This window comes from Streptomyces gobiensis (genome assembly GCF_021216675.1).
GTDB lineage: Bacteria > Actinomycetota > Actinomycetes > Streptomycetales > Streptomycetaceae > Streptomyces > Streptomyces gobiensis.
The window spans coordinates 2,254,365-2,266,091 of the sequence record NZ_CP086120.1; the positions used below are offsets into that span (position 1 = coordinate 2,254,365).

The following is an 11,727-nucleotide window of genomic DNA, read 5'->3' on the forward strand; positions in this document are numbered from 1 at the left end:
AGCGGACCGGGGGGCCGCTACGACGTCCGCGCCCGCGAAGGGAAGGGCCGTGCGAGGCGCACTGCCCTTCCACGCTACCCCACTCGGGGTAGCCGCCGCCCGGTGGACCAGCGCGGCAGCCGGGAGCCGCACACCGGGTTCCGGGTCAAATGGGTGTCCGCTGGGGCAGACTGTCGACGTGGGCACCACACCGTTGTCGGAGCGGGGTCCCGGGCTGACACAGCGGTTCGCCCGGGGCCTCGGGCGTGCCGTTCACCGGCCGCCCGCCGCGCTCGGACGCCGTATCCGGCGCGCGACGCACGCAGAGGGCGCGGGGGAGTCCGGGCTCGGCAAACTGATCGAACTGCACGCGGTGAACTCCGCGGGCGACATGATGATCACGATCGCGCTCGCCTCCACCATCTTCTTCTCGGTCCCCACGGATGAGGCACGCGGCCGGGTCGCGCTCTATCTCGCGGTCACCCTGGCGCCCTTCGTACTGCTGGCGCCCGTCATCGGCCCGCTGCTGGACCGTATTCCGCACGGCCGCCGGGCCGCGATGGCGGCGGCGATGCTGGCCCGGGCGATGCTCGCGCTGATGCTGTCGGGTGCGGTCGCCGGCGGGGGTCTTGAGCTGTATCCGGCGGCGCTGGGTGTGCTGGTGGCGTCCAAGGCGTACAACATCGTGCGGTCAGCGGTGGTACCGCGGCTGCTGCCGCCGCGTATCTCGCTGGTGCGGGCCAATTCCCGGCTGACGCTGGCTGGATTGCTGGCCACCGGTGCGGCGGCGCCGCTGGGCGCGGGGCTGCATCAGTTCGGTCCGCAGTGGCCGCTCTACGGCGCGTTCGCCGTCTACATCGTCGGGATGTTCCTCGCCTTCTCGCTGCCGCACATGGTGGACTCGGCCAAGGGGGAGCGGAAGGCGCGGCTCACGGCGGCTGCCGGGGAGAGCGAGCCCTGGGTGACCAGGCATGTCCCGGGGCACGGCCACCGTGCGGTGCAGCGGCCAGGACTGCGGACCGTCGGCTCCGCGGTGCTGAACGCGCTGATCGCTAACTCCTCAATCCGCGCGCTCACCGGCTTTCTCACCTTTTTCCTGGCGTTCTTGCTGCGCGAGCATCCACTGGGCGGAATGACGGCGGCCTTCTCGCTCGCCACGGTGGCGGTGGCGGCGGGCCTGGGCAACGCGCTGGGTACGGCGATCGGCGCCTGGCTGAAGGCGCGCGGCCCAGAGGTGATCATCGCGGTAGTGCTGAGCCTCGCCCTCACCGCGACGATCACGGCGGCGGCGCTGTACGGCATGGTCACGGTGACGGCCGTCGCGGCCATCGCGGGCATCTGCCAGGCGCTGGGCAAGCTGTCGCTGGACGCACTGATCCAGCGGGATGTGCCGGAGCAGGTCCGTACCTCCGCGTTCGGCCGCTCGGAGACGCTGGTACAGATGTCGTGGGTGTTCGGCGGGGTGATCGGGATCTCGCTGCCGCTGCTGGCGACGATGGGCATGACGGTGGCCGCCGCCATCATCGCGGTGGGCGCGGTCACGACGCTGCGCGGGCTGGTCCTGGCCGCCCGGCGCGGCACGCCACACCCCCGCGTCGCCTGACCGGGGCGTAAAGGTAGCCTGCCCGCATGACCAGCATGCTCTCTCAGGCCCGTAGCCGCCGCGCTACCCGGACAGCCATCGCTGTGGGCGCCGTCACTCTCGGGCTCGTCGCCCTGTCCGCCTGTCAGAAGCCGACGCCGGTGGCCACCCTCACCGCTGGCTCCGACAGCGCTCACACCGAGGCTGCCTGCTACAAGGGCGGCGAACGGCTCGGCAAGAAGGACTTCGCCTCCTGCGTCGAGAAGTTCCGCGCCGACGAGGTCAGGGAGATCAAGGTCAGCGAGGGCGACAACATCGGCTTCGGCGTAGAACCGGCCATCTCCGAAAACGGCTGGCAGGTGTTCGTCAACGGCCAGCCGGCGCTGGGGACCTTCAAGTCGACCTACCGCACATTCGAGGCCGACTACATCTTCTCCATCGCCGCGCGGGCGGCCCAGAGCCAGGCTCTCCCCAAGTCCGCCAACGTCAGCATCGTGGAGGCCAAGGAGAGCACCACGTCGGACGATGAGTACTACGGCGTCTGGCACTTCAAGGTCGAGAAGAAGTAGCCGAACGGCAGCACGGTCCGGTTCACCGCATGCGCACGCTGGTCGTCACCGCCGTCCCGCCGGAGCGGGACGCGGTGCTGCGTGCTGGTGATCTGCTCGCCGCCGGTGATGTGCTCGCCGCCGGAGTGGGACCGGCCGCCGCGGCGGCGGCCACGGCGACGGCGCTGACGGCGGCTGCTTGGGGAGGGCGCCCCTACGGGCTCGTCATCTCAGCCGGTATCGGCGGCGGCTTCTCCGCGGAACCGCCAGACCCGTCAGACCCGCCCGGTGTCGCCGTCGCTTCCGCGATCATCGCGGCGGACCTGGGCGCCGAGACCTCCGACGGGTTCACATCCGTGGCGGAGCTGGGCTTCGGTACCGATACGCACCGGCCGCCGGACCGCCTCGCCCGGGCCGTCGCCGAGGTGACCGGGGCCGCGTACGGGCCCATCCTCACCGTGTCGACCACCACGGGCAGCGCCGAGCGGGCAGCCCAGCTGGCCCGGCTGCACCCCGGGGCCGTCGCCGAGGCGATGGAGGGCTTCGGGGTCGCGGAGGCCGCTGCCGGGCACCGCCTCCCCGTGCTGGAAGTCCGTACGATCTCAAACCCCGTTGGCCCCCGTGACCGCGCGGCCTGGCGCATCCCGGCGGCGCTTGCCGCGCTCACCGAGGCGTTCAGGAAGATGACACCCGTAGTCGAGGGCTGGAAAGAGCGCCCGTGGAACCCGTAGAACCCGTGAAGACCGCGTACTCCCCCTGTCCGAATGACACCTTCGTCTTCCACGCCTGGGCGCACGGTCTGGTACCGGGCGCGCCCCCGCTGGAGGTGACCTTCGCGGATATCGACATCACCAACGGCCTGGCCGAGCGCGGCGCGGACTGCCCCTTCGACATGCTGAAGGTGTCCTACGCCGTCCTCCCCTGGGTGCTGGACGACTTCGCCCTGCTGCCCTGCGGCGGCGCGCTCGGGCGGGGCTGCGGACCACTGCTGCTGACCCGGGACCCGGGCATCAGCCTCAGCGGCAGGACGGTGGCCGTGCCCAGTGAGCGCTCCACGGCGTATCTGCTCTTCCGGCTGTGGGCCGCCGCTGAGGTGCCCGGCGATGTCGGCGAGGTGGTGGTGCTCCCGTTCCACGAGATCATGCCCGCCGTACGCGACGGCAGGGTGGACGCCGGTCTGGTCATCCACGAGGCCCGGTTCACCTACCGCCGTTACGGGCTGCACCGGCTCGCGGATATGGGCGAGCACTGGGAGCGGACCACCCGGCTGCCCATCCCGTTGGGCGCGATCATCGCCAAGCGGTCGCTGGGCCGGAAGCGGCTGACGGCGCTCGCCGAAGCCGCCCGTACGTCGGTCCGGATGGCCTGGGACGACCCGGAGGCTTCACGCGGCTATGTGCTGGAGCACGCGAAGGAGATGGATCCGGCCGTGGCGGACCAGCACATCGGGCTCTACGTCAACGAATTCACCGCCGACCTCGGCGAAGCCGGCTATGCGGCGGTACGCGGCCTGCTCACCCGCGCCGCCGCAGAGGGCCTGGTCCCGCCCCTGAACCCGAACGCGCTGAGACCGTACTAGGCGTTGTGGGCACTCGCAGCCCCGCGAGGGGCTGTGGGTGGGCACAACCCGGCCACCGGCCCGCACCGGTCCAACCCCGGGGCCCCGGGGCTTCGCCCCGGTTTCCGGGAAGGGGCGGGAATTGGGGAAACCCACCCGCGGCCCCCCGCAGCCGGATGCGGAGCCCCGCCACGCGGCGGAGCCGCATAACGCTGGGGGCGCCCTAAACGTCGAGCTGGTCGGCTACCGCACGAAGCATCCCCGCGATCTTGTGCCCATGCTGCTTATCCGGATAGCGGCCACGCTCAAGCTGCTGCGAAACGCCGTCCAGCAACGTCGTGAGGTCCTGCACAATCGACGCCAGCTCATCCGGCTTGCGCCGCTGCGCGGCAGCGACCGAGGGTGCCGGGTCGAGCAGCGTGACCGAGAGCGCCTGGTCTCCCCGCTGCCCCGCGACGACTCCGAACTCGACACGCTGTCCTGGCTTCAGCGAGTCCACGCCGTTCGGGAGCACCGACGAATGCACGAAGACGTCACCGCCATCGTCACGGGAGAGGAAGCCGAAGCCCTTCTCACTGTTGAACCACTTGACCTTGCCGGTAGGCACGTCTGTCCTCGTCCTCGTACTCGTCGCATCAGCCGGGCTGGGTAGCAGAAATCCGGCTCTGAATAGCACTACAGCGGGCCGAAGGACCCGCCAGCACCAAGGTTAATCTCCTGGAGCCCGGTGACAAGATGCCCCCGGGCGGTTCCTCCGTGCGCTTCCTCACCGGCCTACCCTGTACGGGTGACTCATGAAACGCCCCGAGCAGGGGATCTGCTGGTACGAATCGGTGGAATCGTCTTCGCCGTCGGCGCGGTGGCAACGCTCATCACATTCGCCCCGCTCTTTCTCGGCACGCAGCGATTTCCGGCCATCGCGTATTTCGTCTGCATGCTGATGGGCGTTGGGTTCGCCCTCGCGGCGGCCGGGGTGCTGCGCTCGGCTGCGCAGCAGCGGCGTCAGACCACGTCGGCGTTGTAGCCGTTCAGCCACGCCGGGAAGGCGATGAGGTCCGGCAGGATCACATCGGCTCCGGCTGCGCGCAGTTCGTCCCGAGAGCAGGGGCCGGTGGCCACGGCGACCGACAGCGCCTCGGCGGTACGGGCGCCACGGACGTCGCCGGTGTGGTCACCGACGTACACCGTCGCCCCGTGCTCGCGCAGCGCGTCCGCTTTTGCCTCGGCCCAGAGCGAGCCGACGATCGCATCGGCCTCGATACCGAGGTGTTCAAGGTGCAGCTTGGCGTTGGGCTCGTACTTCGCGGTGACCACGACCGACCGTCCACCGAGCTGCCGCACGGCCGCGATGGCCTCCCGGGCGCCGGGCATGGCGAGGGTCGGCGTGATGGCGTGCTGGACGTAGATCTCGCGGTAGCGGTCCGCGACGGCCGGGATCTGCTCCTCGGGGAACCAGTAAGCCAGCTCCTCCTCGAGCGGTGGGCCGAGGCGGGTGGTGGTCAGATCGCAGTCGATATACGTTCCCGTTTCGGCGGCGAGTGTCTGGTAGGCCGCCTTGATGCCGGGGCGGGAGTCGATCAGCGTCATATCGAGGTCGAATCCGACCGTCACGGTGTGCGAAGCCATGGCGCCCATTGTGCAGGGCCCCCGGCGCGGGGTGGGTTCCCCAATACCCGCCCCTTCCCGTAACCGGGGCTTCGCCCCGGGGCCCGGGGTTGGCCGGGTGCGGCTCCGGCGGCCGGTGTTGTGCCCACCCTCCCCCATAGCCTTAAGGGCATGGGGGGACCCCCATCGCCCCTCGGGCGGCCCGAGTGCCCACAACACCTCGGGGGTCTGGGGGCGGAGCCCCCAGTTTCGGGAAGGGGCGGGCATAGGGGAAACAACCCCGTAGCGGTCAGGCCGCGCGGCGGCGGGCGCGCCAGAGGAGGAAGAGCGCGCTGGCGACAGCCGCACCACGCAGCACCCACGGATACGCGTCGTTCAGCACGCCCGCCATCTCCCCCTCCCCAATCGGCTCGCCCCACCTGTCGTTGACCCGTCCCCACAGCCAGACCAGCCCGGCGCCCGCGACCAGTCCGGGCATGCCCATCGCCGCCCACTTGCCCTCGGTCCGGCTGAGCCGGGGCGACCACCAGGCCAACAGCCAGCCCACCCCGAGGGTGATCAGGTTGCCCAGTACGGCGCCCGCCACCAGCACCAGCGCCGCCAGCAGCTCTACGGGACCGCCGACGCGGGAAACGCGGGAAACACCGTCACCGGCGCCGAGCAGCACGCCCTTCGCCGGGCGCAACCGGCCCAGCACCCCCTTGCGGGACCCCGGCTCGGGCTCCGGAGCCGACGGGCCGGGCTGGCCGGGCTGGCCGGGCTGGCCGTCCACCGGTGGTGGCTTCAGCATCTCCGGGATCTCGATACCGCCGACAAAGCCGCTGACCTCGCCGCCATTGCCCTTGGCGTACGGGCTCGGGTCGCCCCGCCACCAGTCCGGGTCCGACTCGGCGGACGTCAGCTCGTCCATGCCCGCCAGATGCGGCGGTGACGCGGCGGTAGCCGAGGCGGCCGACGAGGTCCGCTGCTCCGGCACCGCGGGCTCACCACGGCCGCCGCCGCCAGCGCCCGCCGAGGCGACGACATCCTCCGGTCTGCCGATCCGCTTCAGGATCTTCTTCACCGCGCCCGGGGACTCCGCCCCGCCGTCGGCCTCGGCCCGCTGCCGGTCGATGGTGGCCCGCAGATCGCTGACCAGCCGCGCCCGTTCGGCGGCCGACATCGGCGTACTGTGAGCCAGGTCTCCGACCCGGCTCAGATAGTCGAATACGAGCTGCTCGCTCTCGATCCCCACGCGAGGACCGTATCGCGCCAGGGCCCGGTACCGTTGTACGGATGACCAGTGAGACCGGCTCTCCGCGCACGCTGGCCGACGAGCTGCGCTCCCGGCCCGATGACGCACTCGCCGAGCTGCTGCGTACCCGCCCCGATCTGCTCTCACCGGTCCCCGGCGATCTCACCCAGCTCGCCACCAGGGCGGGCACCCGGGCGTCCGTCGTACGGGCCCTGGAGCGGCTCGACCGCTTCGCCCTGCAGACGGCGGAGGCGCTGGCCGTGGCGCCGGACCCCTGCCCGTTCGGCACCCTCGCGGCCCTGTTGCCGGGGGGCGAGGACGAGCTGCCCCGCGCGCTGGCCGACCTCCGTGCGCAGGCCCTCATCTGGGGCCGTGACGACCGGCTCCGGCTGGTCCGTACGGCCCGGGAGCTGCTGACTCCCTCGGCCACCACGCCCTCACCGACCGGTCTCGGCCCCTCGCTCGCGGAAGCCAGCGTCGGCATGTCCCCCGGTCGTCTCCAGGAAATCCTGACCGCCGCCGGTCTCCCCACGACACACGATCCGGTGAGCGCCCTCGCGGCGCTGGTGCAGCTGTTCACGGACCGCGAGCGGATGGCCGCCCTGCTGGCCCAGGCGCCCGCCGAGGCGACGGCGATGCTCTCCAAGCTGACCTGGGGCCCGCCCTACGGTGAGGTCTCCACCTCCCCTTCGGCGCCGGTGTGCTGGCTGCTCGACCGCGGACTGCTGCTGCCCGCCGGTCCGCGCACGGTCGTGCTGCCCCGCGAGGCCGCGCTCCATCTGCGAAACGGCCGCGCCCACCGTGATCTCGAGCCGCTGGCGCCGGTGATCGAATCGTCCGCGGTGCACACGGTGAAGACCGTGGACACCACCGCGGCAGGTCAGGCCTTCACCGCTGTGGGGGTGGTGGAAGAGCTGCTGAAGGAGTGGGAGAGCAGCGCTCCGGCCGTGCTGCGAGCGGGTGGTCTGGGCGTACGCGACCTCAAGCGGACCGCCGTGGCACTCGACGTCTCCGAGGAGGAAGCCGCCTTCTGGATCGAACTCGCGTACGCGGCTGGGCTGCTGGCCTCTGACGGGGAAACCGATGAGCGGTACGCACCAACGCCCGGCTACGACGACTGGCTTGAGCTGGCGCCGCAGCGGCGCTGGGCGGCACTGATCACGGCCTGGCTCAGCGCCACCCGCGTCCCCGGGCTGGTCGGCACCCGGGACACCAAGGGCCGCACCCTGTCCGCCCTCGGCCCGGGGCTGGACCGCACCCTGGCACCGTCGCTGCGGCGCCGGATGCTGGAGCTGCTGGCCACCCTGCCGGAGGGCGGTGCCCCGGACGGGGCGGCCGTGCTGGCCCGGCTGCGCTGGGAGCGGCCGCTGCGGGCGGACGGTGCGCTGCGGGAGCGGCTGTGCCACTGGACGCTGACGGAGGCGGAGCGGCTCGGGCTGACGGGTCGTGGGGCACTGGCCGGGTACGCACGGCCGCTGCTGGCCGCCGGGACGCAGGTTGAAGCCGCCGCCGCACAGCTCGCCCCGCTTCTTCCCGAGCCGCTGGACCATGTGCTGCTGCAGGCCGACCTCACCGCCGTGGCGCCCGGCCCGCTGGAGCGGCCACTCGCGCAGGCCCTTGGGGTGCTCGCCGATATCGAGTCCAAGGGCGGCGCGACCGTTTACCGTTTCAGCCCCGGCTCCGTACGCCGGGCGCTGGACGCCGGGCGGACCGCCACCGACCTGCACGCGTTTCTGGCCACGCACTCCCGTACGCCGGTGCCGCAGCCGCTGACGTATCTGATCGACGATGTGGCCCGTAGACACGGCCACCTCCGCGTGGGCGCGGCGTCCTCCTATGTCCGCTGCGACGATGACGCGCTCCTCACCGAGATCCTCGCCGACAAGCGCTCCGCCCCGCTCCGGCTGCGCCTGCTCGCGCCGACCGTGCTGGCCTCGCCCGCAGCCCCCGACCAACTCCTCACCCGGCTGCGGGAGATGGGGTACGCCCCGGCCGCCGAGTCGGCGGCCGGCGATGTGCTGATCGCCCGCGCCGACGCCCACCGCACACCGCCGCGCAGCGCACCGGAACCGGTGCCGGACGGCCCGCCGCAGCCGGACACCACGTTGCTGACCGCCGCCGTACGGGCCATCCGGGCCGGTGACTTGGCGGCCACGGCACCGCACCGGGTGAAGGCACCGCGCCAGGCCACCCCGGATGGCGCGCTGCCCCGCACCACCTCGGCGGACACCCTCGCCACGATGCAGTCGGCGGTGCTGACGGGAGAGGCGGTGTGGATCGGCTACGTCAACGCCGACGGCGCCGCCAGCCAGCGCGTCATCGCCCCGGTCCGGGTCGAGGGCGGCTTTGTGACCGCGTACGACCACACAGCGGATGAGGTCCGCACCTACCCTCTGCACCGCATCACCGGCGTCGCCGAACTCGCCGACGGCTGACAGGAGACCACGTGAACGGCCCCCTTATTGTCCAGAGCGACAAGACCCTGCTGCTCGAAGTCGACCATGAGCAGGCAGATGAATGCCGTCGCTCCATCGCCCCGTTCGCGGAACTGGAGCGTGCGCCCGAGCACATCCACACCTACCGGGTGACGCCGCTGGGGCTGTGGAACGCACGGGCGGCGGGACATGACGCCGAACAGGTCGTGGACGCCCTGGTCAGCTACTCACGCTATCCGGTGCCGCACGCGCTGCTCGTCGATATCGCTGAGACGATGTCCCGCTACGGTCGGCTGACGCTCCACAAGCACCCGGTGCATGGGCTGGTCCTGGAGACGACGGACCGGCCGGTACTGGAGGAGATCCTTCGTTCGAAGCGGATCAAACCGCTGGTCGGCAGCCGCATTGAACCCGACACCGTGGCCGTGCATCCCTCCGAGCGGGGTCAGATCAAGCAGGCGCTGCTGAAGCTGGGCTGGCCCGCTGAGGACATGGCCGGGTATGTCGATGGCGAGGCGCACCCGGTTGAGCTGGTGGAGCAGGGCTGGGCGCTGCGGCCATACCAGAAGCAGGCGGTCGAGAGCTTCTGGCACGGCGGCTCGGGTGTGGTGGTGCTGCCGTGCGGGGCCGGTAAGACGCTGGTCGGGGCCGGTGCGATGGCGGAGGCTAAGGCGACGACCCTCATCCTGGTGACGAATACGGTCTCGGCGCGGCAGTGGAAGCACGAGCTGGTCCGGCGGACTTCGCTGACGGAGGACGAGATCGGTGAGTACAGCGGCACAAGGAAGGAAATCCGGCCGGTCACCATCGCTACGTATCAGGTGCTGACGACGAAACGGAAGGGCATCTATCCGCATCTCGAACTCTTCGACTCCCGCGACTGGGGTCTGATCCTCTACGACGAGGTTCATCTCCTCCCCGCCCCGGTTTTCAAGTTCACCGCGGACCTTCAGGCCCGCCGACGGCTGGGCCTCACCGCGACCCTGGTGCGGGAGGACGGCCGGGAATCGGATGTCTTCTCGCTCATCGGCCCGAAGCGGTTTGATTCGCCCTGGAAGGAAATCGAGTCGCAGGGGTATATCGCTCCCGCGGACTGTGTGGAGGTCCGCGTCAATCTGACGGACTCCGAACGGCTCGCGTACGCGACCGCCGAGACGGAGGAGAAGTACCGCTTCTGCGCGACGACGGACTCCAAGCAGCGGGTGACGGAGGCGCTGGTACGGCGGCACGCGGGCGATCAGACCCTGGTTATCGGCCAGTACATCGACCAGCTCGACGAGCTGGGTGAGCATCTTGACGCGCCGGTCATCAAGGGCGATACGAGCAATCTGCAGCGGGAGAAGCTGTTTGGGGCCTTCCGGGAGGGCGAGATCTCGGTTCTCGTCGTCTCCAAGGTCGCGAACTTCTCGATCGACCTGCCGGAGGCGACGGTCGCCATCCAGGTCTCCGGGACGTTCGGCTCGCGCCAGGAGGAGGCCCAGCGACTGGGCCGGGTCCTCCGGCCGAAGGCGGACGGGCACGAGGCGCGCTTCTACTCGGTGGTCGCCCGCGACACGATCGACCAGGACTTCGCGGCCCACCGCCAGCGGTTCCTGGCAGAACAGGGCTACGCCTACCGGATCGTCGACGCCGATGAGTACCTTCGCTGACGGCGCCCGCCCCTTGGGGACGGAGCCCTCGCATGGTTCGGCCCCTCATCCGGCGGCGGTGGCTGGGCGCCGTCGCCGCCGGAGGAAGTCCCCTAAGAGCTTGTAACACGATCTTGTTGAACGGCCCTGGTTGGCCGTGACTGGTGTGACGATTCGGCCGTTCGGGATGGTGTGACTATCCGGCCGTGGATCGTGGACGATGACTTGTGGGCGCTGATCGAGCCGCTGCTGCCGCCCTGGCCCGAGAAGACGCCGGGGCCGCGGCCGGTGTCGCACCGGCTCTGCCTGCAGGGCGTTCTGCACGTGCTGCACAACGACATCGCCTGGCAACTGCTGCCCCTGGAGCTGGGGTTCGGCTCGGGGCAGACTGGCTGGCGGCGGCTGGAGCGATGGCAGCAGGCCGGGGTCTTCGACCGGCTGCACCGGATCCTGCTCGCCGAGCTGAACGCCGCTGACCAACTGCTGGTCCAGAGCGTGCGTCGACGGCTCACACGTCCGCGCGAAAAGGGGGAGCCGACACCGGTCCGTCGCCGGTCGATCAGCGCAAGGCGGGCAGCAAGCACCACCTAATCTGCGATGGACGCGGCACCCCTTTCGAGGTCATCACTACCGCGGCCAACGTCAACGACGTGCCCCAGACGCTCGCCCTAGTCGACGGCATCCCGCCCATCGCCGGCCGCCCAGGACGGCCCCGCCGACGCCCCGAGGCGCTGCTCGGCGACAAGGGCTACGACTCCAACCCGAACCGCCGCGAACTGCGCAAGCGCCGGATCCTGCCGGTGATCTCCCGCAGGGGTGCCCCGAACATCGAGGGCTTGGGCAAGCTCTGCTGCGTCGTCGAGCAGACCTTCGCTCTCCTCCACCAGTTCCAGCGCCTCGCCGTCCGCTGGGAACGTCGTACCGAACTCCACGACGCCATCGTCTCCCTGGCCTGCAGCCTCATCTGCTGGCGACGGCTCAAGAAGCATCGATCACGACCGTGTTACGAGCCCGTATGGATTGGTTTCCGACGGGGCCTTTCACATGCCCGGACTCGGGCACCCACGGAGGCTTCTCATGGATCTCATGTTCGACGATCCCGACCTCGCGGCCGTCTACCGCTACCTGATCGACGGCGGCGAGCCGCCCGCTCCTAGA

The 11,727-nt window shown here is 70.8% G+C and carries 10 protein-coding genes and 1 pseudogene; 8 read left to right on the forward strand and 3 right to left on the reverse strand.

Annotation, left to right across the window (positions count from 1 at the left end; all coding sequences use genetic code 11):
* Positions 1 to 178: 178 nt before the first annotated feature.
* Genes test1122_RS10265 through test1122_RS10280 form a run of 4 tightly spaced genes read left to right on the forward strand, consistent with a single transcriptional unit; the run spans position 179 to position 3,688 of the window.
* Positions 179 to 1,582: an MFS transporter gene (locus tag test1122_RS10265; RefSeq protein ID WP_422396960.1), complete on the forward strand. Its 1,404-nt coding sequence runs from the start codon at positions 179 to 181 to the stop codon at positions 1,580 to 1,582.
* A gap of 26 nt (positions 1,583 to 1,608) precedes the next feature.
* On the forward strand, positions 1,609 to 2,130 hold the full coding sequence (locus test1122_RS10270) for a DUF2771 domain-containing protein (RefSeq protein ID WP_232268860.1): 522 nt from the start codon (positions 1,609 to 1,611) through the stop codon (positions 2,128 to 2,130).
* 29 nt (positions 2,131 to 2,159) lie between these two features.
* Positions 2,160 to 2,840, forward strand: coding sequence for a futalosine hydrolase (locus test1122_RS10275; RefSeq protein ID WP_232268861.1), 681 nt, complete (start codon positions 2,160 to 2,162; stop codon positions 2,838 to 2,840).
* The gene (locus test1122_RS10280; RefSeq protein ID WP_232268862.1) at positions 2,828 to 3,688 is read left to right on the forward strand and encodes a 1,4-dihydroxy-6-naphtoate synthase; all 861 of its coding nucleotides are present in this window, start codon (positions 2,828 to 2,830) and stop codon (positions 3,686 to 3,688) included. Before test1122_RS10275 ends, test1122_RS10280 begins: the two co-directional genes overlap by 13 nt.
* A gap of 202 nt (positions 3,689 to 3,890) precedes the next feature.
* Here test1122_RS10280 and test1122_RS26570 read toward each other — a convergent pair whose 3' ends face one another.
* A complete protein-coding gene (locus test1122_RS26570) occupies positions 3,891 to 4,274 on the reverse strand; it encodes a cold-shock protein (RefSeq protein WP_277879822.1) in 384 nt (127 codons plus the stop codon).
* 180 nt (positions 4,275 to 4,454) lie between these two features.
* Between test1122_RS26570 and test1122_RS10290 the strand changes: the two genes are divergently transcribed.
* Complete coding sequence (locus tag test1122_RS10290) at positions 4,455 to 4,691, forward strand: hypothetical protein (protein ID WP_232268863.1); 237 nt, start codon at positions 4,455 to 4,457, stop codon at positions 4,689 to 4,691.
* Here the strand turns inward: test1122_RS10290 and test1122_RS10295 are convergent.
* Together test1122_RS10295 and test1122_RS10300 are read right to left on the reverse strand one after the other, a co-directional pair.
* Positions 4,670 to 5,302, reverse strand: coding sequence for an HAD family hydrolase (locus test1122_RS10295; RefSeq protein ID WP_232268864.1), 633 nt, complete (start codon positions 5,300 to 5,302; stop codon positions 4,670 to 4,672). The two genes, test1122_RS10290 and test1122_RS10295, sit on opposite strands and share 22 nt — an antisense overlap.
* Before the next feature lie 259 nt (positions 5,303 to 5,561).
* Complete coding sequence (locus tag test1122_RS10300; RefSeq protein ID WP_232268865.1) at positions 5,562 to 6,506, reverse strand: hypothetical protein; 945 nt, start codon at positions 6,504 to 6,506, stop codon at positions 5,562 to 5,564.
* A 41-nt stretch (positions 6,507 to 6,547) separates the two neighbouring features.
* Here test1122_RS10300 and test1122_RS10305 point away from each other — a divergent pair, with 41 nt between their 5' ends.
* The 3 genes and pseudogenes from test1122_RS10305 to test1122_RS10315 form a co-directional block, all read left to right on the forward strand.
* Positions 6,548 to 8,941, forward strand: a complete 2,394-nt coding sequence (locus test1122_RS10305) for a helicase-associated domain-containing protein (protein ID WP_232268866.1) — start codon at positions 6,548 to 6,550, stop codon at positions 8,939 to 8,941.
* Positions 8,942 to 8,952: 11 nt separating this feature from the next.
* Positions 8,953 to 10,590 carry a DNA repair helicase XPB gene (locus test1122_RS10310; protein ID WP_232268867.1) on the forward strand — a complete coding sequence of 546 codons (1,638 nt, stop codon included), beginning with the start codon at positions 8,953 to 8,955 and terminating at the stop codon, positions 10,588 to 10,590.
* Positions 10,591 to 10,767: 177 nt separating this feature from the next.
* Positions 10,768 to 11,576 (forward strand): annotated as a pseudogene (locus tag test1122_RS10315) (IS5 family transposase); the annotation flags it as partial.
* Positions 11,577 to 11,727 lie beyond the last annotated feature (151 nt).